This is a genomic window from Agrobacterium tumefaciens, assembly GCF_031801495.1.
Lineage (GTDB): Bacteria > Pseudomonadota > Alphaproteobacteria > Rhizobiales > Rhizobiaceae > Agrobacterium > Agrobacterium tumefaciens_K.
In genome coordinates this window covers 2,004,806-2,030,709 of sequence record NZ_JAOEGC010000002.1, presented here as the reverse complement: position 1 = coordinate 2,030,709, position 25,904 = coordinate 2,004,806, and the positions used below count along the sequence as shown (strand labels likewise).

Genomic DNA, 25,904 nt, shown 5'->3' with positions numbered 1-25,904 from the left:
TCGTCATGCTTGCAGGGCAGATATGCGGTCAGCCGGATATCGACGATTCATATCGTCGATCAATTCGGAAACCGGTCTTGGGCGTGCAAAAAGGTATCCTTGACCGCAATCCGCGCCGATCGACAAGAGAAGAGCCTTCTGTTCCTGCGTTTCAATACCTTCCGCAACGACCGTGCAGTTCATCTTGTGCGATATAGCGGCGATGCCTTCGATCAGCATGCGGCTCCTCTGCTTCACGTCCAGCGTTTCCTCACAGATGGAGCGGGTGAACGACTGGTCGATCTTGACGATATCGACAGGGAAACGGCTGAGGTAGCTCAGCGATGAATAGCCGGTCCCGAAATCGTCGAGAGCGATCCTGCATCCCAGTTGCTGAATGGCGTCGAGGATCGCGCGGATCTGCGGATCGTCCTTCATGATGACCGCTTCGGTTATTTCAATGACGAGGCGCGGTGGCAGAATGCCGTAACGGTGCAGTACGCCCGCAATTCGGGTCGGCAGGCCCGGCTCGAACTGCAGCGGCGAGAAATTCACGGCCACATAGGAGTTTTCCATCCCAGGAATGCTGGATATTTCCGCGAGATTGGCGAGCGCCTGATCAAGGATGACATTGCCGATCCGGTTGATGGTGCCGTTTTCTTCCGCAAGGCTGATGATCGGGGCGGGGGGCAGCAGTCCCTTTTCAGGATGGTTGAGGCGCATCAGCGCTTCGAAGCCCGCCGTCTCGCCGGTTGCAAGATCCAGAATGGGCTGGAAATAGGGTTCGAACCAACCGTCGTTCAGACCCTGCTCGACATCGCGCTCCAGTTCCGCATGTTCACGCGCCCTGTCGGTGATCGACGGATCGAACATCTGCGATCCGTTCTTGCCCGCCCTCTTGCGCGTATACATCGCCATATCGGCGTTCTGCAGAAGCTCTGAGGCGCTGGATGCATGAATCGGATAGATCGCCATGCCGATACTGGCGCTCATGCGAATGCTGTTGTCTTCGATATCGAAAGGCGTATCCAGAAGTTCGCAGATCCGGTCGCTGAATTGCGATGCGCGCAGGGTCGCGTTTTCGCCTGCAAGCAGGATGGCAAATTCGTCACCACCCAGGCGCGATGCGCTGTCTTGGCGGGTGAGCAACGGTGTGAGCCTCAGCGTGAATTCCTTGAGGACGGCGTCGCCTATAGCGTGCCCAAGGCTGTCGTTGATCGCCTTGAAGCGATCAAGGTCGATGAACAGGCAGGCGAGTTCGGTCTGGTTGCTGTCGGATTCACGGATCTGGGCGTCGAGGATGCCTTCGAATCCCTGCCGATTGAAAAGCCCTGTGAGATGGTCCGAGATCGCCTGCTGTCGGTTGCGTTTTTCAGACTGGCGAAGTTCGGTCACATCCGTCATGACGCAAAGCCATGTGTCCGAATGGGCGGTGTCGCCGGACTGAAGTTCTTTTTCGAGGATGAGGATATCCATCGTCCGGCCATCACCGCAACGAAAACGAAGCGTGATGCCCATCTTGCCAACGGTATCGACAGCCTCAAGCGCCGTCTTGCGTGTCTTGAACAAAGACCGGTCTTCCGGATGGATCAGATCGGCGAAATCCAGTCCGAGCACCTTTGTGCGGCTGTAGCCGCTTGCCTGCACCCAGTAGTCACTGACGGCGGCAATCCTGTCCTGCCGATCGAGTGAAAACAGCATGGCGGGCGTACGGTTGTAGATTTCCGTCTTGCGCTCATGGGCGTTCTTGATTTCCAGCTCTTCCTTTTTGAGCTGGCTTTGCATTTCGTTGAAGCTTTTTGCCAGTCGCCCGATTTCGTCCTTCGAGCGCCAGTCGACGTGATGGCGCGATCCTTCGCGTCTTGTTGCTTCGATGGCGGCTGCCAGTCGCATCAGAGGCCGGATAACCATGAAACGGTTGCCGATGATGGCCGCCAGAACAATGGTGAGGATGGCGAGGATGAAAATGGTGATGAAGGCCATTTCCATCTGGCTGAGAGAGGTTAGGAGGCCGATGTTCTGGTAATGGACGATCAGCTGCCCGACGGTAATTGCGCCGCCCGACGTCTTGTAGATCACCGTGCGAGCGGTCGAAACCGTATCCTCCACCACGTCGTTGCCCGCAGTCTGGGTGATGTCCAGCTGACCAGACGTGTCCTTGACCTCCACCATCTTTATCATCGGGTCGGAGACGAGGGTGCCGGTAATCTGGTTTATGGTGTCGTCGTCAAGATCCCACAACGGGCGAGCGAGTGCCTGCGAGTTTGTCGACAGCAATATTTCGAGATGGTCACGCTGGCTGCGAACGGCCTCGTGATAGGAAAGTGTCAGCAGCAGCGTGAACAGCGGAGCAACGACGATAAGAAGTGCACCGGAGACAATCGCGATAAAGCGACTTTCGACGGAATGAGCCATGTTTGATTGTCGTTACCCTTTGCCCCTGAATTACATCCCCCGTCATTCCGTATCGCCTCGGAAAACCTGAATGAGAATACAGACAGGTTGTTGTTTTTCCTGGGCTCGTCCGCACCTGATGAGAGCAACTGGCATCGTTTCATGGAAGTGTTAATCGATGCTGAAACGTCGCCACGATCACCCCGGGTTGGCAACAGGTTTCGGCGTTAAGGTTCACAAAACGCAAAAAACCCGCTCCGCGAACGGAACGGGTTTCAATGTGCTGATCGATCCTGGACCTTGCGGTCCGTCGATTATTCGCTGGCAGCTTCTTCGGAAGCTTCTGCAACGCCGCCAGCCGGAGCAACGATCGTTGCAACGGTGAAGTCGCGGTCAGCGATAACCGGCGTGACGTTCTTCGGCAGCTTGACGTTCGAGATATGAACGCTGTCGCCGATCTTGAGGCCAGCGAGATCAACCGTGATGAATTCCGGGATTTCGTTTGCCGGGCAGTGGAATTCGACCGAGTGACGAACGATGTTCAGAACGCCGCCGATCTTGATGTCCGACTTTTCTTCGTTGACGAAGTGAACCGGAACTTCAACGTTCACCAGGGCATTGCCCGAAACGCGCAGGAAGTCGACGTGCATTGTGAAGTCGCGGACCGGATCGAGCTGATAGTCCTTCGGCAGAACCTTGATCTTCTGGCCGTTGAAGTCGATGGTCGCAATCGTCGTCATGAAGCCGCCAGCGTGAATGCGCTGGGTTACTTCCTTGGTCGACAGGGCGATAGAAATTGGGGCCTTCTTGTCACCGTAGATGACAGCGGGAATCAAACCGTTGCGGCGAAGTTCACGAGAGGACCCCTTACCAACTCGTTCGCGCGCCTCGGCCTTGAGCTCATACGATTCTTTGCTCATGGCATTTCCTTTCGAGGTTATATGGAGAGTTCATGCCAGTTTTCGGCCTGAACTGGAGATGACGATGTGGTCATCCCGCCCGCGTTGCCTCCAAGGGTGTCTGCACGGGTGCGGGCGCTATAGTACAAAAGAGCCTCAATGACAAGACCGGATCGCGCGGCATCAATTCGAGCCCGACCCGTTCGATCCCGCGTTGTTTCTTAATCGATGCTTAGCCATATGCATAAACCAAGTGAAAACTTGAGGAATGCTAAGTCTCCGCCGATATTCCGCTGGTGCAAGACTACAATGCTTCTGATCCTGAACTGCCTCGTTGTCGATCACGATTTCCGCTATACGGCTGCCGCTGTGCTCGTGTGCCTCTTGGGCAGCTTCGTGACGATGAGGCTTTTTTCGCGCGTGAGGATCGCCTCGGGCGTGCAGAAAGTCAGCTGGCTGTTTCTGGCGGGCGTCAATGGCGGCGCAACGATCTGGACCACGCACTTCGTGGCGATGCTCGGTTACATCGCTGCCGGAACAGTGGGATACGATGCAGAGCTGACAGGGCTTTCGCTTCTGATCGCCATCGTGACGATGACGGCCGGTCTTGGCATTTCGTCCTATGCTGGCCGAAGCGCTTTTGTGGAGGCTGGCGGCATGATCGCTGGCCTCGGTATCGGGGCGATGCATTATACCGGCATGGCAGCCTACAATGTTCAGGGCATCATTCAGTGGAACAAGAGCTATGTCGTTGCGTCCCTGATTCTGGGCGCAGTTTTTTGCGCTCTCGCTTTCAACCGCATCGCGCGCCCCTTCAACGGGTTCTGCAAGCATTCCGCGGTCATATTTCTGATTCTGGCGATCGCCTCCACGCACTATACCGGCATGGCCTCGATGTCGTTCGTGTTCGATCCCAGGATCATCATTGAGGAAAGCCTGATTCCTCCCGCCCTGATGGGAGGAGGGGCAATCGCTGCCACCGTACTGCTTCTTGCGCTAGGTCTGTCGACCTATGTTATCGACGCACAATCGACGCAACAGGCCATGGCGAGATACCGCCATCTTTCGATGCATGATCCGCTGACCGGTATTCCGAACCGTTCTGCATTCATGGAACATCTGAACCGGTTGACCCGCGACGGTTCGAAAAGCGGCCATATCGCGTTGCTGTCCATCGATCTCAACCGTTTCAAGGAGATCAACGACGTACACGGTCATGCTGCTGGCGATGCTGTTCTGCGGATGGTTGCCGACAGGGCGAGTTCCGTCCTGAAGCCGCATGAATTTCTGGCACGCATGGGCGGCGACGAGTTTGTTGCCTTGACGACGGTCTACTATAACCGTGCGGATGGGGCAGAGTTCGCCCAGCGCCTCATCGACCAGATCAATATGTCCGTTGAGTGGAACGGGCATGCACTGGTTGTCGGGGCGAGTGTGGGCATATCGGTTCGCAACGGCAATGCCATCAATGCAGATACCCTGATCGCGCAGGCGGACGTCGCGATGTACAGGGCGAAGAACGGTGACGCCGAGAGGATCTGCTTTTACGACAAGTCGATGGATGATGCTGCGCGTGAGCGCAATGCGCTTGCATTCGCCATGCGCAAAGGGCTGGAGAACAACGAGTTCGAACTCTATTACCAGCAGCAAAACGATACCGATACGGGCCGTATTGTCGGCTTCGAAACGCTTCTACGCTGGAAGCACCCGACGCGCGGAATGATATCTCCCGCCGAGTTCATCCCTATAGCCGAACAGAACGGCTTTATTGTCGATCTCGGCGAATGGGTGCTGCGCGAGGCGTGCATGCAGGCCGCGCGTTGGAGAAAAAACCTGTCGGTTGCCGTGAACGTGGCGCCTCAACAGCTGGCGGATAACGATTTTCCCGAGAAGGTTGGCAGAATCCTGAACGAAACCGGTCTGGCGCCGGAAAGGCTCGAGCTGGAGATTACGGAAAGCAGCATCATTGCCGATCACCGGCACGCTTTGACCACCATCCGCAAGCTGAAAGCGCTGGGCTTGAAAATCGCAATGGACGACTATGGTACCGGCTATTCGTCGCTCTCCACATTGCAGAGTTTTCCCTTCGACAAGATCAAGATCGACCGCGCTTTCATCGACGGTCTGTCGGCAAACGTGCAGTCCGAGGCAATCGTCCGGTCGACGCTTATTCTTGCGCAGAGCCTCAAAATCCCCGTGCTGGCGGAAGGGGTTGAGACTGAGGCGCATATCGAATTTCTGCGACGCGAGGGATGCCTTCAGGTACAGGGGTTCTTCTTCGGAAAACCGGAGCCGCTTACCTCCATCGCTGGCCTCGTACAGGATCTGCCAGAATCCTCCGAAGAAATGATGGACGTCGAGGACTTTCGACATCTCGTTCCGGCTTGAGCTATCCGGGACTGCTCATGGCAAAGTTTTTAATTGAAACATGAGGGGTTACAGCGCACATTGCCCGAAAAGCTTTGGGAGGAGCGCATGCCAACTGATCTTGCCCATGCAGACCGCGTGTACGAAATCGCGCGCCATCGTTCCGCAGCCGCAAGTTCTCCAATTGTCGCCTCATGGCGCCGTTGCATGGTCAAACATCACCTCGCACCGGAGGAAAACCGCAAGCCGCTTTTCCTGACCGAGAGCGAATTCCGCCGTGCGCGTGAAAGTGCGGCCGGTCTTATCGCCGAAAGTACCGAAGAACTTGACCGTATCTTCCACAGCGTCGGCAGATCCGGTTGCTGCCTGCTCCTTACCGATGCCGAAGGTGTTGCGCTGGAAAGACGCGGTGCCGCTGGTGACGACCGTGATTTCCGGGCGCTCGGCCTCTGGTCCGGTGCCGTATGGAGTGAACAGAGTGTGGGCACGAACGGCATTGGCACGGCGCTCGTCGACGAGCGGTCGGTGGTGGTCTATCGCGACCAGCATTTCTTTACGTCCAACATACAGCTGAGCTGCACGACCGCGCCGATTCGCGATCATACCGGCAGGGTGACGGGTGCACTCGACATCTCGACCTGCCGTCACGATATCGATGAAATGACGTTTTCCTTCGTGACGCAGGCAGTGAAGGATGCCGCGCAGCGGATCGAAGGCAATCTGTTCCGCCGCGCCTTTCCCGGAGCTCGCATCGTTATCGTGCCGTCGGCATCGAGCGCTGCGCTGTCGCTGCTTGCCGTCGATCAGGACGATCTGGTGCTGGGCGCTACGCGTGCGGCGAGAATTGCGCTCAAGCTGGATGATGGGCGGATCGCGCAGGGTGTGCCCGCTTCCGACGTGCTTCATGAGCAGCGACACGACGGTGGTTCCGATCTCGCCGAGGCGGAGCGCGCGGCGTTGCGCCGCGTTCTTTCACGCACCAACGGTAATGTCACGCAGGCGGCGTCCTTGCTTGGCATCAGCCGCGCCACACTGCATCGCAAGATGAAGAAGCTCTCGGTTCACTGACACTCTGAATTCCGTTTGAAACACCGGAGCGGCCACGCGTTCTCCTGTATGGCCGCTTTGTCGCAGATGTGAAACAGTGTGCGGTGCGGAACCTTGGTCTCCCCCTATCAAATGCCGTGATAGGCGCTCATCTTCCTTCCATGCGGTCCGCTGCGGGCCGTTTTTCATCAGGGAGGATGAAAGCATGAATATACAGGTTCAGCACAAGGCCGGTGAAGCGCCGTTCAAGCTCAAATACGGCAACTATGTCGGCGGCAAATGGGTGGAGCCGAAATCCGGCCGTTACATGGATAACCTGTCGCCGGTAACAGGGCAGAAAATCTGCGAAGTTCCTCGTTCCGATGCATCAGATATCGAGCTCGCACTCGATGCCGCCCACAAGGCGAGAGAAAAATGGGGCAAGACGAGCGTTACCGAACGCTCCAATATCCTGCTCAAGATCGCACAGCGTATCGAAGACAATCTCGATGTCATTGCCCGCGCGGAAACATGGGACAACGGCAAGCCGCTGCGTGAAACGACGAATGCCGATATTCCGCTGACGATCGACCACTTCCGTTATTTCGCAGGCGCCATTCGCGCCCAGGAAGGCTCGATCGGTCAGATCGACAACGACACCGTTGCCTATCACTTCCATGAGCCGCTCGGTGTCGTCGGCCAGATCATTCCCTGGAATTTCCCGATCCTGATGGCTGCATGGAAACTTGCTCCGGCTCTTGCTGCCGGTAACTGCGTGGTGCTGAAGCCCGCCGAACAGACGCCTGCGTCCATTCTGGTTGTGATGGAGCTGATCGAAGATCTGCTGCCGCCGGGCGTCGTCAACATCGTCAACGGCCTCGGCACGGAAGCTGGCAAGCCGCTGGCACAAAGCAACCGCATCGCCAAGATCGCCTTCACCGGTTCAACCTCGGTGGGCAAGGAAATCATGCGTTATGCGGCCGACAACGTCACGAACATCACGCTGGAACTGGGTGGCAAGTCGCCGAACATTTTCTTCGCCGACGTGATGAACGAAGACGATGCCTTCCTCGACAAGGCACTTGAAGGTTTCGCCTTCTTCGCGCTCAATCAGGGTGAGGTCTGCACATGCCCATCGCGTGCTCTCGTGCATGAATCGATCTATGATCGCTTCATGGAAAAGGCGCTCAAGCGTGTTGCGGCCATCACACAGGATGACCCTCTCAGCGCTTCCACCATGATCGGCGCACAGGCTTCGCAGGAGCAGTTCGACAAGATCATGAGCTATCTGGAAATCGGCAAGAAAGAGGGCGCGAAAGTGCTTGCCGGTGGTGACAAGAAGTCGCTTTCCGGCAATCTGAAAGACGGTTTCTACATTCAGCCGACGGTCTTCGAAGGCAACAACAAGATGCGGGTTTTCCAGGAGGAAATCTTCGGGCCCGTGGTTTCGGTCACGACGTTCAAAACGGTGGAAGAGGCGCTGGAAATCGCCAATGACACGGTTTACGGGCTCGGCGCTGGCGTCTGGAGCCGGGACACCAACGTTGCCTATCGCGCCGGTCGCGGTATCGAGGCCGGACGTGTCTGGACCAATTGCTACCATGTCTATCCGGCAGGTGCGGCTTTCGGTGGCTACAAGCAGTCGGGTATCGGTCGCGAAACGCACAAGATGATGCTCGACCACTATCAGCAGACCAAGAACCTGCTTGTTTCCTACAGCCCGAACAAGGTTGGGTTCTTCTGATCTCCTCCCCGGGGCCGGCGGCGATGGTCGCCGGCAAGCTCCCAGGGGATCAACGCTCCTGGGAGCCCGGCTCAAGAAATACTGTTCCCTGCCCGAATGAAAGAGGCCGGACACGAAAGCGTCCGGCCTCTTTCATTCATTCATTTATTGAAGGGCAGGCGGTCAGGCCGCATAACGCCGTTCGACGTTGTGGCCCGAACCGACGGAGAACTGGCCGACCTGCTGTGTCAGGCCGTCTGCTTCGCTTGCCAGCGAAAAGGCCGAGGCGGTTGTTTCCTCAACCATCGCCGCGTTCTGCTGTGTGACCTGATCGAGTTCGTTGACCGATGCATTGATCTCGCCAAGGCGACCAGACTGTTCGCGGGAGGCTGCGGCGATGGCAACGATCTGCTCGTTGACCGACTGGATGCGGCTCTGGATCTGTTCCAGGCTGTCGCCCGTCCTGAGGACGAGCGCGACGCCGCTTTCCACGTCGCCTGCCGAGGTCGCGATCAGCTGTGTGATATCACGGGCCGCGGCTGCGGATTTCTGCGCGAGTTCACGCACTTCCTGCGCGACGACGGCAAAGCCCTTGCCTGCTTCTCCGGCACGCGCGGCCTCGACGCCCGCATTGAGCGCCAGAAGATTGGTCTGGAACGCGATCTGATCGATGACGTCGATGATCTGGCGGATCTTGGACGACGAAGTCTCGATCCGCTCCATGGCAATGATGGCTTCCTTGACCACGGCTGTCGACTTGTGTGCGTCCTGCATGGTGCCGGCGGTCGCTTCGACGGCGACATTGCAGCGTGACAGGGAGCTGTTGACGGCCTGCGTCATGTCACCCAGAGCGGCTGCCGCTTCTTCAAGGGCCGCAGCCTGTCGTTCCGTGCGTCTCGACAGATCTTCCGAAGCGCTCTTGAGTTCGCTCGATCCTGCGCGGATTGCACTCGCGCTGTGATCGATATTGGCGATCGTCGCTTCCAGACCGGCTACCGAGTTGTTGAAGTCGACGCGCAGATGGTCGAGCGAAGGAACGAATGCCTTTTCGATGCGCAGGTCAAGGCGGCCGTTGGAAAGATTGGCAAGACCCTTTGCCAGCGCGCTGACGGCTTCTTCCAGTTCCCTGGCGCTTCTTGCCTTTTCCATTTCGCGCTGGGCACGTTCTTCATCGAGTTCCTCACCCTTGCGGGCGGCCTCGTCTTCCATGCGCAGCTTGTCGAGGATGCCCTGACGGAAGGATTCGAGCGCCCGTGCCATCACGCCGATTTCGTCACCGCGTGCGACGGCCTTGATCTCGATGTTGTTTTCACCGCCGTTCAGGCGTTCCATGAGTTCTGCAAGGCCGGTCAGCGGCTTGGTGAGACCGGCGGAAACGATGACGCCGACCAGCGTCATTGCTGCGAGAACGGCGAGTGTTGCCAGCGTCGCCCAGAAGGCAAGGTTGTTGGCCGCGGCGAGAACCGTGCCTTCCTGCTGGCCGATTGCAAGCATGTGCTTCTGGCCGAAAACCGTGACCGGGCGATAGGCGTAGAACATGTTGCCCGAGGGCGTCTTTGCCACGACCGTTCCAGCGTCTGTCGAGCCGGAGAGGGTGGCAAGGCTTTCGGGAACAATGGCGCCCGCTCCGCCTGACAGCACACCTGCGCGGCGTGTACCATCGGTGCTGAGGAGAAGCGCATCATCGATGCTCTTGCCCGTTTCTTCCGGTGTGACGATCGTACCGACGCGATCTGCCGATACGCGCATGATGACAACGCCCTTGCGTTGTATCTGGCCCCAGTTCGAGACTGCGAGAGGCATGCCGACGAAGGCCGACTCTTCCGTTCCCTGACCGCTGAATCCTGCAGTCGTTATGATGCCGTCCTTGCCCGCAGAGACACGATCATAAAGCTCCTTGATGGGCTTGTTCTGCGGTTCGGAAATGTTGGTGAGGAAGTTCTTGCCCTTGGTCACCGAGTAGATGATGAGGCCATTCTTGTCGATGACGTAAATATCGCTGACCTTGGTGTTGCGCCATACGCTGGCGATCGTACCGTTGATCGTTGCATGCTGGATGGCATAAAGCAGCTTCAGACCCGTACCGTCGAATGAGGCGCGTTCCTCCTCGGAAACGCCATCACGGCGGAACGCCTGAACGACGGCATCCATTTCGCTGGGGATGATGTTTGTCATCGTCTCGGCGGCTTGCGCTATCGCGGAGTTCTGCGACAGTTCGGCAATGCTTTGTTCGACGCGCAAGGTGTAGGCGTCGAGCTGTTTCGACTGGTTTCCTGCAACCGTCTCAAGCCGTATCGTGCTGGCGTCGATCAAGCCTGCCTTGCCGATCTGATAGGAAATCAGCCCCACAGACAAACAGGAAATCAAGGTTGCGCCTGTAACGAGTGCTGCAAACTTTGCTTTTATCGACAATGACTTGATCTTGCCATTGGACGGAATCGTGCCGGGCATCGTGTTTCCTCTCCCCAAAAAAACGTGACCGGAACGTCGCAACAATTGTTTACGGACGCGTTAAATTTTCGGGGAATGGTACGACTATATTTCGCGTTTTCCGCGAAATATTATGTGATGCCCGTTATCTGTATCAGCCGGTCAGCGTGAACGTGACGTGCGCATGGAACGGGCGGGCGGCCTGTCAGGCAAAGGCAACAAAAAAGGCGGTCATCGTTGTGACAACCGCCTTTGAGTTCTAGATTGCAGTTCGCTGTATCAGTCGAACAGGCCGGAAACGGACTCTTCCTGAGCGGTACGGTTGATCGCTTCACCCAGCAGGCTTGCCGTGGTGACGACGCGGATATTGTGCGCGGACTGAACGCCGGTTGTCGGCTGGATGCTGTCGGTTATGACAAGTTCGCGCAGCTTCGAGGATGCAACGCGGGCAACGGCACCGCCGGAAAGAACGCCGTGGGTGATATAGGCGGTAACACTGGTTGCGCCCTTTTTCAGCAGCGCTTCTGCAGCATTGCACAGCGTGCCGCCGGAATCGACGATATCATCGATGAGGATGCAGTCCTTGCCGGAGACATCGCCGATGACGTTCATGACTTCGGATTCACCCGGACGGTCACGGCGCTTGTCAACGATTGCCAGAAGACAGTCGATGCGCTTGGCCAACGCACGGGCACGGACCACGCCGCCAACATCCGGTGAAACCACAACGACGTTGTTGGTGTCGTAATGTTCCTTCACGTCACGGGCCAGGATCGGCGCGGCGAAAAGGTTATCGGTCGGAATGTCGAAAAAGCCCTGGATCTGTCCAGCGTGAAGATCAAGCGTCAGAACGCGATCAGCACCGGCTTCGGTGATCAGGTTGGCGACGAGCTTGGCGGAAATCGGTGTGCGCGGTCCAGCCTTGCGGTCCTGACGGGCGTAACCGAAGTAGGGAAGAACGGCCGTGATGCGCTTTGCCGAAGAGCGGCGCATGGCATCGATCATGATGAGCAGTTCCATCAGATGATCGTTTGCCGGGAAAGAAGTGGACTGGACGACGAAGACGTCCTCGCCGCGCACGTTTTCCCCGATTTCTACGAATATTTCCTGGTCAGCAAACCGCTTTACAGTGGCATTTCCTAGAGGAACGTTGAGATACTTGCAGATCGCTTCGGCGAGATGCCGGTTCGAATTGCCTGCGAAAACCTTCATTGCGGCCGCCTGTTTCCATGCCATCGCCTACGGTTCGGGAATATGATTTTCCGTCGCCACGCGTCGTTCAAGGGGAGGAATACCCGGCTGAGAAACCTTTGCCGGACACGCCCTATTGCCATGCGCGCCTTAATAGCGCTGTTGCCTCCGATTGCAAGAGGACTCCATGCTTTCCCAATGATTTTCGTGAAATCTTTGCGACTTGCCCGGTTTTGCTGCCTCATCCCCGTTGCGCCTGCTTCCATGTGACGTACTCGTTGAGCGTTTTTGCCGCAATGTCCTGCATCGTCCGGTCGTCCACGGCAGACCACGGGTCGCTGCCTCTTGCCGGTACGCTGTCCTGTCCCTGAATACGGTGGAGACGTGCGCCGTTTGCATCCAGCACATCCCACACGTAGACCACGCTCACCTTGCCGCCATCGGCGAATGCCGAAAAATAACCTTTCAGGATATTTTCCGCGGAATTGTCGTTCGAGGCGCGGATGGTCAATCCCTTGGCGCGTGCTTCCGCACCCAGCTGACGGGAAAGCGGCGTGACTGCCTGTACGGGGGCGCCGATGATCGGCAAGAAGCGGATGGACGTGCCTGTCGAGGTAGGGGCCAGTGATGCGGTCTGTTGCTGCACCGGTGGCGGCAGCGGCTGGTTGTCACTCTGTCCAAGGGGCTGGCCAAACTGGTTGCCGTTCGAAAGCGCCTGAGCCTGTGCCTGAAGGGTATTCTGCGGAGCGTAGGATGGAACCGATGTCGCGGTTGCGGGCGAACCTGCCGGCGCCCTGTCGGCTGCGGCGGCCATCTGGTCGAGATCGCCCTGTGTTACCGGTGTCGATTGTGGTCCACCGTGGCCGACATCGACCTGCGGGGTAAGGGCTTCCGTGGTGTTGCAGGCCGACAGCATGAGGGCCAGTGCCGGAATGACGAGAATGAGCCTTGTCCGGCTCATATGACGCTGCCTCTCATGTTCCGCTCCATGTTCTTTCAGGATGCGGCAATGTATGGCGGGTTTTCCCCTCATGTCAAACAGGCCCGTCTGCCGGTTCAAATCGGCCCTGGCGGAGGGGAATCACGCCGTGAGAAGATCGAGGCCGTGACGCGACAGAGGATGCGGCGCGCCGTCCGTCGTGAGGTAGGTCTGGCCCAGCGTCATCGCGAAACCGGAATCGGAATCCATCACGATCATGTGGACGAAGAGCGTCATATCCTTTTCAATTGCCTGCGGATTGCCCGCCAGGAACATCTCATGTTCCATCCAAGAGGGCGAGAAACGCGCGCCGAGCGAATAGCCGCAGGAATTGAGGCGGTGGCGGGTCAGTCCGCGCTCGTCCATGATACGGGCATGAACGTCGAAAACATCGCCGAAGCTGCTGCCGGGGCGCAGGACATCCTCTATGGCGGTCAGGTTCTGCAGGCAGGCGCTGTAAAGCTCCTTCTGCCGGAAATCCTGCTCGCCGATCACCACCGAGCGCAGCATCGCGGCATGATAATGAGCGCTGACACCCGCCCATTCCAGCGTCAGCTGATCGGTCGAGTCGAGCTTGCGGCGTCCCGACTTGTAGCGGCAGAGCAATGCATCCGCGGCAGAGCCGATGACGAACTCATTGGCGGGATAGTCGCCACCGCGGGCGAGTATCGCACCCTGCATCGCAGCGAGGATATCGGCTTCGTCAGCGCCAGGACGGATGATCTTCAGAGCGGCATCAAGGGCGTCGTCCGCCATTTCGGCCGCGCGTCTGACGTGGGCGATTTCGGCCGGGCTTTTGGTGAGCCGCAACGTACTCACGAGATAGGAGGCGTCGATGATCTGGCCGAAGCTGGCGAGCTGGTTGTCGATGAGACGCGCCACGCGGCCGGTCATGCCGTGGGTGTCGTATTCGATGCCTATCCGGGCACCGAGCAGGTCGAGGTCACTCAGAAGGTTCTTCAGGTCGAGCGTCGGATCGGCATTCGGCCGGTCTACCCAGACCACAATATTTTCTATGGTGGAGGTGTTCCGTGCCTGTCTCAGATCCGCAGCCCGCGTCAGAAGCGTCATGGAGCCATCGGCCTTCACCACCAGCGTCTGGAAAAAGCAGTAGCCGAACGTATCGTAGCCGGTCAGCCAGTACATGCTTTCCTGTGCAAACAGCAGCATGGCATCCAGCTTTTCTTCCGCCATTTTCGTGGTCAGCCGCTCGCGGCGCGCCTCGAACTCCGAGGGCTCGAAATGCAGGGCCATATCAATCCTCCACAACTGCAATAGCGGAAATCTGCCGTCCGTAATCGGGCTCGGCGCGATGGGTGGTGCGGCGATAGGAAAAGAACCGGTCTTCGTCTGGATAGGTGCAGAGGCCGAGGTTTTCCGCCCTGACACCCGCCGTGACCAGACGGTCCACGGTGAACTGCTTCAGGTCAAAAAAAGCATGTCCGTCTTTTTCAGCTGCTGAGAAATAGCATGCGTAGCCGGGATCGATTTCTATGAACCGGTTCACGTATTCCGGGCCGACTTCGTAATTGGCCTGGCTGATCGAAGGGCCGAGTGAGGTGACGATGCGTTCGCGTTTGGCTCCCAGTCGTTCCATCGCGGCGATTGTGTTTTCCAGCACGCCGAACAACGCGCCCTTCCATCCGGCATGTGCAGCGCCAACCACACCTGCTTCCGTATCGGCAAACAGGATGGGACCGCAATCCGCACTCAGCACGCCTAGCACAATTCCCGGTGTTGCCGTGACCATGGCGTCTGCCTGCGGCCGATCGCCCATGTAGTTTTCGTCGACTACGACGACATCGGGGGAATGGATCTGGTGCACGGTGGCAAGGCGTTCTGTCGGCAGGCCAAACCATTCTGCGACACGGCGTCTGTTTTCCTTGACCAGATCAGGCTCGTCATTCGACCCTAGGCCGACGTTGAGGCCTTGGTAGATGCCTGCCGAAACTCCGCCGTGTCGCGTAAAGAATCCGTGTCTGACCCTGTTGCCGGGTAGCGACGACAGCAGGGGGCTCTGGATGGGGAGCGGCAGCGTTTCGTTCTGCATGGTTTTGAAATTCCTTGGAGAATGTCGCTGTTTTGCAGTGGGAATGCGGTTAGCGAGATGTTTCCTGTCGGCACGGCGTTTCTTGAACTGACGTCGTTCGCCTGCTTCGTTTTGCGGGTAATGGTGGCCCAGACTTGTTCGCGCTGTCAATCCACCGGTCGAAACGGAAGAAGATGAAGCGCCGGGCTTGAAACGGCAATCACCTTGAAAAGTTCCCCCATCTTGCCGGCTCCTTCGCCCGCCAGACGGTTGACCGCTTCGGCGATTGCAAGCGTCTGATCGGGGTCTGCCTTGGCGGCAAGTGCTGCAGCGCGCTCCTTCAGTCCGAGGCCATAAAGGAAGTCTCCCTGCCGCAGACTGCCGTTGACGTGAACGCCGTTTGCCTCGGCGGTTTTGACGAGGCTTTCGAAGTCCACATGGCTTGTCAGGTCTGCTTCACCCGGACTAGCCAGCACCGGATCGAAGGCATGGTTGCGCATGGCCTGCAGCGTATCGCCGTAGCCAGAAACCAGATGGCCATAGTCGATGGCAAGCGCTGTGCCGCCACTGGCGCTGAGGCGCTGGCAGATGGCGGTCATCACAGCTTCGCGGGCAGGCGATACCTCGACGATCGTGCCAATCGGCTGCCGTTCGGGGAAGGGCGGCAGAAGGCCGGGATCTATCCCCGAAACGCCGACCGAGAATGCGAGGTTGTCATCGGCATCCAGACTGACGACGCGTTCGCGAAAACCCTGTGCAGTCCTGACAAACTGCCGGATCGGAATGGCATCGAACAATTCGTTGGCAACGAGAAGCAGGAAGCCTTCGGGCACCTCATCGAAGCTTCCATGCCACGCGATCTTGCCGCCATGGGTCGCCAGTGTCTCTTTCTGGATCGTCGTCAGGCGGGGGCTGGTTTCCACCAGGTGAACCTGCATCGTTTCGTAAAGCGGCGGGGCAATTCGGCGAACGACGCGTAATATGTCCGACATCATCGTGCCGCGACCGGGGCCGATTTCCACCAGTCTCGCAGCGGTGGGTGCGCCGTGACGTTGCCAGGCGTGAACGATGAACACGCCAAGCATTTCGCCGAAAAGCTGGCTCACTTCCGGCGCGGTGATGAAGTCTCCCGATCGCCCGAACGGCTCGCGGCTCTTGTAGTAGCCGTGTTCCGGATCAGCGAGGCAGAGCGAGAAGAAGTCCGTTACGCTCAGCGGACCATTCAGGCGGATCATGGATTTGATGCGTCGCGCAAGCGGTGTCGTCATGGCAGGGCATCCCCGTTACGCACGGCCTGCGGCGCTGCGGGCGCGGATGACCGCCCAAAGGCCCAGCAGGAACATCGGTGTGGACAAAACCATGCCCATGGTCAGCCAGTTGCCTGCCAGATAACCGATCTGGGCGTCCGGCTCGCGGAAGAACTCAACGAAGATGCGCGAGGCCGCATAACCGGCGACAAATATGCCGGTGACAAGGCCCGGCGATTTCAGTGCCTTGAAGACGTAGATCGCCACAGCCAGCACGGCGGTCAGCAGAAGTCCCTCAAGACCGGCTTCGTAAAGCTGGCTCGGATGACGGGCGAAAGGTCCGCCTGTCGGGAATACGACAGCCCACGGAGCATCGGAGATACGGCCCCACAACTCACCATTGATGAAATTCGCGACACGGCCGAAAAACAGGCCTATAGGGGCGACGGCGGCGACGATATCGAACATGCTCCAGATCGGAATGCCGTTCTTGCGCGCAAACAGGATCATCGCCAAGGTCGTGCCGATCAGGCCGCCATGAAACGACATGCCGCCGTTCCAGATTTCGAGCGCTCGCATCGGATTGGCGGCGACGGACGGGAGGTCGTAAAAAAGGATGTAGCCGATGCGCCCGCCCAGAACGATACCGGCGGCAGCCCACAGGATGAAGTCATCCAGATGCTGCGCGGTAATCGGGGAGGCGCCTTTTGGCCAGAGATGCTCCGTTCTGCTCAGACGGCGGGCGTAGGACCAGCCCAGCATGATGCCGACAACGTAGGCGATGCCGTACCAGTGAATCGCCAGAGGGCCGATGGAAAGCGCCACCGGGTCGATATTGGGAAACGGCATGATGGCAAGGTAGGCTGCTGCGGCTGACAATCGTATATTCCGTCATCGTTGCTGTTGCTGACAACAGAATGCTTCCATTGCCTTGAGGTTCCGGCTGCAATGACCTTCTTCCCGGACCGGGAAAATGGCGATTGAAGTGTCGGCGGTCAAGGTGATTCTTGCTGTTGTCTATTGTGTCTTCGGCCGCAGGGAAAGCAGGAGATCATGCGATTTTGCTTGCAAGGCGGCAGTCGAGTGCCTACCTGAAATATATCAACCGGATGGAGCCTGATGCTCTTTCAACTGACGAAGGAACTGCGCCATGAGCACGACGGGTACGAACCGTTTTCTGGATGAATTCGCAAAGCTGATGACGGATGCGGCTGGCGCTGCCCAAGGGATGCGCAAGGAAGTCGAATCTGCATTTCATGCACAGGCGGATCGCTGGCTGAACAGTCTGGATATCGTGAAGCGCGAGGAATTTGATGCCGTTCGCGAGATGGCCATTCAGGCCCGCGATGAAAATGATGCGCTGCGTGCCCGTATCGAGGCACTCGAAGCGAAACTGTCCGCTTCGAAAGACTGACAGGAAAAATTGCTTCATCGATGGAAACCGGATTCGCTCTGCGGGTCCGGTTTTTTGTTGCCCGTTTCGTTAGCGGACATGTTCCGAGGGGGTCTTTTTGCAAAACCATAGGGGGAATTTTCCGGCCTGTGGACACATGGAAAAAACACAATTGTCAGAGTCGGTTATGACTCTCGCCTGAGGCAATAGGGGAGAAGATATCCACTGCTCAAAAAGCAAAAATGACCTTCGAGGGGTGGCAGTGGGACTCGCGCATTATACACTGATTTTAAATGATGATTCGAAACGAACCTGGTAAGCTCCAGACAGGGTGAATGCGTAATTCTGGTGGTGTCGGGCAATCGTCTCAAATGTTGAATCCGGTTTGTATGTGAGTTTTGTGCCCGGCGTTCAAAACGTAACATCCTATCCCGGCTGAGAAGGTGCCGCATGAGCCTGATGGAATTTGAAATTGAACGTCAGTCCAACCCAGTGGACATGATCGAGATAGTCGCTTCGATGAACGACTGGTCGTTCGAACGTTCGGGCGAGGACGAAATTGCCATGACGGTGGCCGGTCACTGGGCCGACTACCACGTCTCCTTTTCATGGATGGAAGAGTTCGAGGCGCTGCATCTTGCCTGCGCGTTCGATATCAAGGTGCCTGATCAGCGCGTCAACGAGGTCATTCGCCTGCTTTCTCAGGTCAACGGTCAGGTGCTGATGGGTCATTTCGATCTGTGGCGCCAGGAAGACGTTGTGATCTTCCGTCAGTCGCTGCTGCTGGCCGGCGGAGCCGAGCCTAATAACCAGCAGGTCGAGGTATTGCTTTCCAGCGCTCTCGAATCCTGCGAGCAGTATTACCAGGCGTTCCAGTTCGTCGTTTGGTCCGGACTGGACGCGAAAACCGCGATCGAAGCGGTGATGTTCGAGACAGTCGGAGAAGCATAAGATGGTTTACAAGGCTTCCGGTCCGCTCGTCCTCGTCGGGGCGGGCAACATGGGCGGCGCATTGCTGGCGGGCTGGTTGAAGAAGGGCGTACCCGGATCGCAGGTCATCGTTGTCGATCCGCGGCCTTCCGATGCCATGAAGACGACCATTGCCGAGGCGGGTGCCCGGCATAGCGAAAGCACGCCGGAAGGTGTCACCGCAGGCATTCTGTTCGTTGCCGTCAAGCCGCAAATGATGGAAGTCGTGCTGCCGACCCTGAAGCCGCTGATCGGACCATCGACTGTTGTGGTGTCCATTGCGGCAGGCACGACGATCGGAACATTCGTTTCGCATTTCGGCGATGTCGCAGCCGTGCGCGCGATGCCGAACACGCCTGCCATGGTCGGGCGCGGTGTTACCGGCGCTTATGCCAATGCGGCGGTTACGCCCGAGCTGAAATCCGTGGTCGATGGCCTGCTGAAAGTCAGCGGTCCCGTCGAATGGGTGGATGCGGAGGGCGATATCGACGCGGTGACGGCGGTTTCCGGCAGCGGCCCCGCTTACGTCTTCTATCTGGTGGAGTGCATGGCGGAAGCCGGTCGCAAGGCCGGTCTTCCTGCAGATGTGGCGATGCGGCTGGCGCGTGAAACCGTGGCCGGGGCAGGTGAGCTGTTACATCAATCGAGCGACGAGGCATCGCGTCTTCGCCAGAACGTGACATCGCCCGGCGGCACTACCGCTGCGGCGCTCTCCGTCCTGATGGCGGATGACGGCATGCAGCCCCTGTTCGACAAGGCCGTGGCGGCAGCAAAAAAGCGCGCTGAGGAACTGGCGGGCTGAGGGAGTTTTTCAGGCATGAGCAGTGAGATTTCCTACGCCGATTTCGAGAAGGTCGATATCCGTGTCGGCACGATCATCGAGGCCGAGCCTTTCCCGGAGGCGCGCAAGCCCGCCTTCAAGGTGAAAATCGATTTCGGGGCGGAGATTGGCGTCAAGAAATCTTCTGCGCAGATCACCGCGCATTATACGCCTGAAAGCCTTATCGGACGGCAGGTTCTGGGCGTGGTGAATTTTCCGCCGCGCCAGATCGGCCCGTTCCGTTCAGAGGTTCTGACGCTGGGCTTCGCCGACGGCAATGGCGACATCGTGCTGGCTGCTGTCGAACGTGCGGTGCCGAACGGCGAGAAGATGTGCTGAACCTTCAGGTTCAGGTCACGCCGGGATTTTCACGATAACCCGCAATCCGCCCATCGGGCTGTCATCCAGCGAGACGTCGCCTCCGTGACTACGGGCGATGTCCCGGACGATGGACAGGCCAAGACCCGTACCGGAGGCGTTCAGGTTGCGCGCCTCATCCAGCCGGAAAAACGGCTTGAACACATCCTGGCGCGACTCGGCGGGAATGCCCGAGCCATCGTCATCGAAGGTCATGATGATCGAGCGTGGCGCCTTGCGAATGTCGATGTGTAGGCTCGTGGCGTAACGCTGAGCGTTGGCGGCAAGATTTGCGACGAGGCGCGAAAGAGCGTTTGGTCGCGCGATGATGTTTTCGACATTGTAAAGCTCGTAGCTGAACGTCTTGCCGTTCAGCGAGAAATCATGCCTTATCTTTTCCAGAAGCGGAACGAGCGCCAGCGTCCCGACATTTTCTTCCACGTCGGTTTGCGCGAACGTCAGATAGGCCTCCAGCATGGATTGCATGTCGTCGACATCCTGATCGAGCCCCTCGAGGTCCGGATTATCGCCGGCGAGCGCCAGTTGCAGCTTGAAACGGGTGAGAATGGTGCGCAGGTCGTGGCTCACTCCGTTCAGCATCGCCGTGCGCTGCTCCATCTGCCGTTCGATACGTTCCCGCATGAGGATGAAGGCGAGGCCGGCGCGCCGCACCTCGTCTGCGCCGCGTGGTGAATAGGCAGTGATCTTCTGGCCCTTGCCGAAACTCTCGGCCGCCTGCGCCAGCGCCTCGATCGGCTTGATCTGCCCGCGCAGGAAGAGAATGGAGATGGCGATCAGGACCAGCGATGCGCCAACCATCCAGACAAGGAAAATATGGGTGTTGGAGGCATAGGCCGCATTTCGGCGGGTAAAGACGCGCAGCGTCTTGTTCTCGAGCTGGATACGGATTTCCACGAGGGAGCCGTTACCATAGGTGTCGATCCAGAACGGCCTTCCGATCTGCTGTGTCAGCTGGTCTGCCAGTATCCGGTCGAGGATGGAGAACAGCGGTTCCGGCCTGGGTGGCGGAAGGTCAGACTTTGGTTCGATGTAGACGCTGAGTTCCAGCTTTTCCCGGGCGATCCTGATGACGCGCTGATAGTCGTCCTCTTCCGGATCGGTCTGCAACAGCTCTATCACTGCGGCGATATCGCGACTTACGGCAGAGGAAAGGCGTTCCGTTACGAGCTGCCAGTGACGCTCCATGAAAACCGCAGCGACGACCGCCTGCAGCAGGATCATCGGCAGGATGATAATGATGAGCGAGCGCGTGTAGAGCCCGGTCGGTAGCCAGTGCCGGACCAGCCTGCCGAAGGAGCGCCAGCTCCTCGCTATGCTGCTGTTCCTCACAGAATTGAGAAAATCGAGGCTTGCCATGCTCATGCGCCCGTTTTCGTTGCCGCGCCGTTCAATCTACGCTCAAGCGATAGCCGATACCGCGGACGGTTTGCAAATAAACGGGGTTGGCGGGATCATCTTCGATCTTGCGGCGCAGGCGATTGATCTGCACGTCGATGGTGCGCTCGCCGACATCGGAATCTGCTTCGACAAGCTCATGGCGCGGAATGGTTTCACCGGCCCGCAGGGCGAAAAGCAGCATGATTTCCTGCTCGCGATCCGTCAGGCGGATCGATTCCGCGCCGCGCCGCAGTTCCTTCCTGGGGATCGAGAAGTTGAAGGGACCGAACATGATTTGTTCGATCTTCGGCGTGTCTGGCGATGTATTGCGCCGCAGGATGTTGTTGATGCGCAGAACCAGTTCACGCGGGTCGAAGGGCTTGGCCAGATAGTCGTCCGCTCCCGCTTCCAGTCCCGCGATACGGGAATCTGCCTCGGAGCGGGCAGTCAGGAGAATGACCGGAACGGATTTGTCTTCATTCAGGGAACGGGTGAGTGACAGACCGTTTTCACCCGGCATCATCACGTCGAGAATGAGCAGGTCGAAACGGATGCCCAGCATCTTGCGGCGCGCTTCCGCCGCATCGGCTGCGACGGAGATGCGGTAGCCCTTGTCTCCGAGAAAACGCTGCAGCAGATCGCGGATACGGGCGTCGTCATCGACGATCAGCAGATGGGCCGCATCGTCTTCCGCGGGTGGGCGTTTCGTCGGAGCTGTCGCCATGGTCATTCGCTTTCCAAAGGAGCGCTTTCGATGGGTGTGGTGCTTCGCATCTGCGCGAGAAATTTTCGTACGCAGTTGCGGGCGTCGGGTTCCAGACCTTCCAGTGCGCGATCGATGCGGCGCGATTGCGGCTCGCTCAAGGCCAGTGCGAGTTCCCGTCCCGTGAGGGTGGGGTAGAGGCGGCGTTGCCGGCGGTCTTCCGGACCCGCCATCTGGCGTATGTATCCGTCATCGATGAGTTGCTTGAGAACGCGGGCAAGGCTCTGCTTGGTGATCTGCAACGTATCCAGCAAATCCGCGACCGTCATGCCGGGCTGTCTACTGACGAAATAGACGACGCGGTGGTGCGCCCGGCCGTAGTCCAGCTTCGAAAGAATGACGTCAGGGTCGGATACAAAGTCGCGATAGGCAAAGAACAGTGCTTCTATCGTGTCGAAATCAATCTTCCCGTCATCAACCTTCGGAAGTGCAGGTGTCTGCTTCGTGGCTGCGTTCTTGAGCGATTGCGGTGGCACTGCTGTTCCTTCAAAGTCTGCGGCTGGAGCGCGTCTATACGCCAATATTCTGTAAACATAGCCGAAAACGCGCCCGCTCGGGAGGATGTCGCCGATCATTTTCTGTTGCGCTGGATAATATGGTGCGGGTGCGGGTGCAACCGTAATTGTGCGGGTATCGTTTGCAAAAGAAAAGAGCGCGGATCGTCCGCGCTCTTCGACGTTTATCTGGCGATTTGTACCGTTATCTGTAGACGTAGACGATGCGTCGTGTGCCGGGTTCCACGAGAACGGGAACATCGTTTACGCGTACGTAGCTATATTCGTAGTCCGGGATCGCGACGAGCGGTGAATCTGATGGCAAGGTCGTGCCGACCACGACATCGCCATCGATCTGCACGACATCCGCCGGATGGCTGTCCATGTAGGTGATGACGGTTTCAGGCGGGGTGATGGCGTCGACATCCGCGACACGACCAAGGTTCGGATCACCCGGGTTCGGTTCGGCCTGGATGCTTGAGGTCTTTTCATAGGTCACGACCGGTATATTCAGGTCGCTGCGACGCTCTTCGAGAAGTACGGGTGCACCTTCGTACATCACGTTCAGATAATCGGCATGCGCCCAGCCTCTCATGCCGTTCACCTCGATCCGACACCAGGCGCTCCCCTCCATGCATCCGTCGAGAACGGCATTACTACCACGCGTGGCAAGGCCAAGCTCGGGATAGTCTTCACCGGGGCCGGAGCGTACGGAAATATCGGATGCTGTTGTGGCGACCATGGCGGCATTGGCGTAACCGGCCATGAGCGCGAAAGCGCCGCCGGCTATGAGTAGTTTCAGCTTTTTGTCCATGTGTCTCACTCCTTCTAAGACGGGAGCTAAACGTCAAACCGGTCCGTCCGTTCCAAGATTTTTTGTTTCGCGAGCGGCTGGAACCGGTATGTTCCTTTCGTTCCGTTGATTTTAAAGGGAATTGAGGGAGAAAACGAACGCGCCTGTTGCATTGTGCCGGGGAGGCGCGCGCGTTATAGAAAACGGGAATTTTGGTGCAGGAGACGACAAAATGGGAAAACTACAGGCAGGCATCATTCCTGTTACGCCGTTCGAACAGAACTGCACCGTCCTTTTCGATCAGGATACCAAGGAAGGGGTCATCGTTGATCCCGGTGGTGATGTAGAGGTCATTCTCCAGGTCGTTACGGAAAACGGCATCGACCTCAAGGAAATCTGGCTGACACACGGTCATCTTGACCATGCCGGTGGCGCCAGGGAATTGAAAGAGAAACTCTCGCTGCCGATCGTTGGACCGCATGAAGATGATCGCCCGCTTCTCGAACGGATCGAAGCGCAGGCTGAGAAATACGGCATTGACGGGTTGCAGAATGTTCTGCCTGACCGCTGGCTGAACGACGGGGACCGGGTTTCCTTCGGCGAGCATGTCTTTGAGGTCTATCATTGCCCCGGACATGCACCGGGCCATGTCATCTATTACAACCGCGATCAGCAGTTCGCTCATGTCGGTGATGTTCTGTTTTCCGGATCCATCGGGCGTACCGATCTGCCCGGTGGCAACCATGAGCAGCTGATTGCGTCCATTCGCGACAAGCTTTTGCCGCTCGGTGATGAGGTCGGTTTCATCTGCGGTCACGGACCGGGTGGGCGTCTCGGTGAAGAGCGTCGCACGAACCCCTATCTTCGCGGGATCTGATCCCGACGCGTGTCGCGATGTTTCAGCTGAGGCACCGCGACTTTCAAGCCGTGCCTTGGGCTCTGTTATCGTAGCAAAAACGATCACCGGTTGTGCAGGCGTGTCTGTACCGGGTCTGGCGGGCAGTCTCTGTTGATCTCTGCTGCGTGAATAAAAAAACCCGGCATTCCTGCCGGGCTTCAACTAGAAGAAAAAGCCGTGTCGGGTCAGCCAGCAATTTGCAGATTGACTGCCTTCGGGCCTTTACCGCGACGATCCGGTTCCGTGTCGAAGCTTACTTTTTGGTTTTCAGAAAGACCGGACAGGCCAGAAGCCTGTACGGCGGAGATGTGAACAAAGATATCAGCGCCACCATTGTCTGGCTTGATGAAGCCGAAGCCTTTGTCGGTATTGAAAAATTTTACGGTGCCAGTCTCGGCCATGCATCAGGTCCTTTTCGCTCTGCCCGCGTTCAGCTACAGGCAGCATTACAGTTTTGCCCCGCGTGGGCGTTGGCAGGCAGTTTTTGACTATTGAGAAAATGGACCTTCGCAACGGGAAGTAATGGCGTTCTCATCCAACGTTTTTCGTCCCGCCGCCCGAAGTTTATAGCGTCCCCGGTGCGCAAATTTATAGGCCTTCCCATGCTCGCAAATTGCCCGAACCGCGGTAGAGTGATGCGTTTATTTGAAATTGGCAAGCAAAAGTTTTCAATGGCTTTTTCTCAGATAAAAAACCTGCGGTAGAGCAAATAAACGGTAGCGCATATTTTTCCCGCACTTTGGCGTGCTGATGAAATAATCGCCGTATCGTTTTGATGTTTTCGGCAAATTTCTAGCGGCTGAGTGCCGGTTTTCATCAAAGCGGAAAAAATGGTTCTTTTCGGCGTTACGCCGCGCCAGGAAGGCTTTTTCGGCGTTTTCTCGTCAATTCGGGAATGAGTTCGACCATCAGGATGGCAACGAAGATGATCAGGCAGCCAACGTAACCTGGGCCCGAAATCGTTTCGTTGAGAAAAATCGATGCGAGCAAGGCACCGAAAAGCGCTTCGGATGAGAGAAAAATCGCGGCCTGGGGTGCTGTCGTATAGCGCTGGCCGATGACCTGAAGAACGAAGGCGAGGCCGGAAGATACAAGGCCGACATAGAATATCTCGGCAAGCGAACCGGAGATGGCGGCCATGCTGATCGGCTCGTAAACGACGGCGATCATGCAACTCAAGAGGGAGCAAACCGCGAACTGAGTGCACGACAGCGCGAGCGGCCTTCCCGTTTCTGACACGAAGCGGCCCGCAAGCGTGATCTGGATCGCCCAGAAGAAGGCGCATATGATGCTGAGGATATCGCCCTGAGTGAGCGCCTCGAACGCGCCGCCGGACAGAAGGAAAATTCCGCCGAGCATCATCAATGCGCAGGGCCAGACGATCCAGTGGGGATGACGACGATAAAGCACGACCGCGATCACCGGGACGAAAATCACGTAGAGGCCGGTCAGGAAGCTGGAGTTCGTGACGGTGGTGGTGAGAAGGCCAACCTGCTGCGTTGTCGCGCCACCGAACAGGGCAAGTCCTACGATTGCAAAGGCGCGAAGGTCACGTTTGCTGGGTGGGGCCTTGAGCGAGCGGTTTTCCATCAGGGCGAATGGCAGAACGGCAATCGTGGCGATGGCGAAACGCAGGCCGACGAACCAGAACGGACCAATGGACGCCATAGCCGAGGACTGGGCGACGAAACCGCCTCCCCAGATCGCCGCAGCGAGAAGAAGCACCAGATTGGCCTGAACACGCGTCATGATGGT

At 57.9% G+C, this 25,904-nt stretch carries 23 protein-coding genes; 8 read left to right on the top strand and 15 right to left on the bottom strand.

The window, feature by feature from the left end; all coding sequences use genetic code 11:
- Positions 1-3: 3 nt before the first annotated feature.
- Entirely contained in the window at positions 4-2,394 is a 2,391-nt protein-coding gene (locus N7578_RS19260) for an EAL domain-containing protein (RefSeq protein WP_311111832.1), read from the bottom strand.
- Between the two features lie 293 nt (positions 2,395-2,687).
- The gene (locus N7578_RS19255; RefSeq protein WP_311111831.1) at positions 2,688-3,293 is read right to left on the bottom strand and encodes a 50S ribosomal protein L25/general stress protein Ctc; all 606 of its coding nucleotides are present in this window, start codon (positions 3,291-3,293) and stop codon (positions 2,688-2,690) included.
- Between the two features lie 288 nt (positions 3,294-3,581).
- Between N7578_RS19255 and N7578_RS19250 the strand changes: the two genes are divergently transcribed.
- The 3 genes from N7578_RS19250 to N7578_RS19240 all read left to right on the top strand — a co-directional run bounded on the left by N7578_RS19250 (position 3,582) and on the right by N7578_RS19240 (position 8,409).
- A complete protein-coding gene (locus tag N7578_RS19250) occupies positions 3,582-5,660 on the top strand; it encodes a bifunctional diguanylate cyclase/phosphodiesterase (RefSeq protein WP_311111830.1) in 2,079 nt (692 codons plus the stop codon).
- A gap of 87 nt (positions 5,661-5,747) precedes the next feature.
- Positions 5,748-6,707: a helix-turn-helix domain-containing protein gene (locus N7578_RS19245; RefSeq protein ID WP_311111829.1), complete on the top strand. Its 960-nt coding sequence runs from the start codon at positions 5,748-5,750 to the stop codon at positions 6,705-6,707.
- A 184-nt stretch (positions 6,708-6,891) separates the two neighbouring features.
- The gene (locus N7578_RS19240; protein ID WP_311111828.1) at positions 6,892-8,409 is read left to right on the top strand and encodes an aldehyde dehydrogenase family protein; all 1,518 of its coding nucleotides are present in this window, start codon (positions 6,892-6,894) and stop codon (positions 8,407-8,409) included.
- 162 nt (positions 8,410-8,571) lie between these two features.
- Here N7578_RS19240 and N7578_RS19235 read toward each other — a convergent pair whose 3' ends face one another.
- From N7578_RS19235 to lgt, 7 genes are all read right to left on the bottom strand, one after another.
- Entirely contained in the window at positions 8,572-10,839 is a 2,268-nt protein-coding gene (locus N7578_RS19235) for a methyl-accepting chemotaxis protein (RefSeq protein ID WP_311111827.1), read from the bottom strand.
- Positions 10,840-11,097: 258 nt separating this feature from the next.
- Entirely contained in the window at positions 11,098-12,030 is a 933-nt protein-coding gene (locus N7578_RS19230; RefSeq protein WP_311111826.1) for a ribose-phosphate pyrophosphokinase, read from the bottom strand.
- 220 nt (positions 12,031-12,250) lie between these two features.
- Positions 12,251-12,970: a hypothetical protein gene (locus N7578_RS19225; RefSeq protein ID WP_311111825.1), complete on the bottom strand. Its 720-nt coding sequence runs from the start codon at positions 12,968-12,970 to the stop codon at positions 12,251-12,253.
- 120 nt (positions 12,971-13,090) lie between these two features.
- Positions 13,091-14,242 carry a Xaa-Pro peptidase family protein gene (locus N7578_RS19220; protein WP_311111824.1) on the bottom strand — a complete coding sequence of 384 codons (1,152 nt, stop codon included), beginning with the start codon at positions 14,240-14,242 and terminating at the stop codon, positions 13,091-13,093.
- Between the two features lies 1 nt (position 14,243).
- Positions 14,244-15,038, bottom strand: a complete 795-nt coding sequence (gene pgeF / locus N7578_RS19215) for a peptidoglycan editing factor PgeF (RefSeq protein ID WP_311111823.1) — start codon at positions 15,036-15,038, stop codon at positions 14,244-14,246.
- 146 nt (positions 15,039-15,184) lie between these two features.
- A complete protein-coding gene (locus N7578_RS19210) occupies positions 15,185-16,285 on the bottom strand; it encodes a class I SAM-dependent methyltransferase (protein WP_311111822.1) in 1,101 nt (366 codons plus the stop codon).
- A 15-nt stretch (positions 16,286-16,300) separates the two neighbouring features.
- On the bottom strand, positions 16,301-17,113 hold the full coding sequence (gene lgt, locus N7578_RS19205) for a prolipoprotein diacylglyceryl transferase (protein WP_311112561.1): 813 nt from the start codon (positions 17,111-17,113) through the stop codon (positions 16,301-16,303).
- Between the two features lie 301 nt (positions 17,114-17,414).
- Between lgt and N7578_RS19200 the strand changes: the two genes are divergently transcribed.
- The 4 genes from N7578_RS19200 to N7578_RS19185 all read left to right on the top strand — a co-directional run bounded on the left by N7578_RS19200 (position 17,415) and on the right by N7578_RS19185 (position 19,785).
- Positions 17,415-17,678: an accessory factor UbiK family protein gene (locus tag N7578_RS19200; protein WP_311111821.1), complete on the top strand. Its 264-nt coding sequence runs from the start codon at positions 17,415-17,417 to the stop codon at positions 17,676-17,678.
- A gap of 429 nt (positions 17,679-18,107) precedes the next feature.
- Positions 18,108-18,608 carry a YbjN domain-containing protein gene (locus N7578_RS19195; protein ID WP_311111820.1) on the top strand — a complete coding sequence of 167 codons (501 nt, stop codon included), beginning with the start codon at positions 18,108-18,110 and terminating at the stop codon, positions 18,606-18,608.
- A 1-nt stretch (position 18,609) separates the two neighbouring features.
- Positions 18,610-19,428: a pyrroline-5-carboxylate reductase gene (proC, locus tag N7578_RS19190; protein ID WP_311111819.1), complete on the top strand. Its 819-nt coding sequence runs from the start codon at positions 18,610-18,612 to the stop codon at positions 19,426-19,428.
- 15 nt (positions 19,429-19,443) lie between these two features.
- The gene (locus tag N7578_RS19185) at positions 19,444-19,785 is read left to right on the top strand and encodes a tRNA-binding protein (protein WP_311111818.1); all 342 of its coding nucleotides are present in this window, start codon (positions 19,444-19,446) and stop codon (positions 19,783-19,785) included.
- Between the two features lie 15 nt (positions 19,786-19,800).
- Here the strand turns inward: N7578_RS19185 and N7578_RS19180 are convergent, their stop codons facing one another.
- The 4 genes from N7578_RS19180 to N7578_RS19165 form a co-directional block, all read right to left on the bottom strand.
- Positions 19,801-21,180 carry a HAMP domain-containing sensor histidine kinase gene (locus N7578_RS19180; RefSeq protein WP_311112560.1) on the bottom strand — a complete coding sequence of 460 codons (1,380 nt, stop codon included), beginning with the start codon at positions 21,178-21,180 and terminating at the stop codon, positions 19,801-19,803.
- Positions 21,181-21,211: 31 nt separating this feature from the next.
- Positions 21,212-21,925, bottom strand: a complete 714-nt coding sequence (locus tag N7578_RS19175; protein ID WP_311112559.1) for a response regulator transcription factor — start codon at positions 21,923-21,925, stop codon at positions 21,212-21,214.
- A gap of 2 nt (positions 21,926-21,927) precedes the next feature.
- A complete protein-coding gene (locus N7578_RS19170) occupies positions 21,928-22,440 on the bottom strand; it encodes a MarR family transcriptional regulator (protein ID WP_311111817.1) in 513 nt (170 codons plus the stop codon).
- Positions 22,441-22,663: 223 nt separating this feature from the next.
- On the bottom strand, positions 22,664-23,272 hold the full coding sequence (locus N7578_RS19165; protein ID WP_311111816.1) for a DUF1236 domain-containing protein: 609 nt from the start codon (positions 23,270-23,272) through the stop codon (positions 22,664-22,666).
- A 211-nt stretch (positions 23,273-23,483) separates the two neighbouring features.
- Here N7578_RS19165 and N7578_RS19160 point away from each other — a divergent pair, with 211 nt between their 5' ends.
- Positions 23,484-24,128 carry an MBL fold metallo-hydrolase gene (locus N7578_RS19160; protein WP_311111815.1) on the top strand — a complete coding sequence of 215 codons (645 nt, stop codon included), beginning with the start codon at positions 23,484-23,486 and terminating at the stop codon, positions 24,126-24,128.
- Positions 24,129-24,334: 206 nt separating this feature from the next.
- On the opposite strand, the gene N7578_RS19155 is transcribed toward N7578_RS19160, so the two are convergent.
- Together N7578_RS19155 and N7578_RS19150 are read right to left on the bottom strand one after the other, a co-directional pair.
- Positions 24,335-24,550: a cold-shock protein gene (locus N7578_RS19155; RefSeq protein WP_003494703.1), complete on the bottom strand. Its 216-nt coding sequence runs from the start codon at positions 24,548-24,550 to the stop codon at positions 24,335-24,337.
- 445 nt (positions 24,551-24,995) lie between these two features.
- Positions 24,996-25,898, bottom strand: a complete 903-nt coding sequence (locus N7578_RS19150; RefSeq protein WP_311111814.1) for a DMT family transporter — start codon at positions 25,896-25,898, stop codon at positions 24,996-24,998.
- Positions 25,899-25,904: the final 6 nt, after the last annotated feature.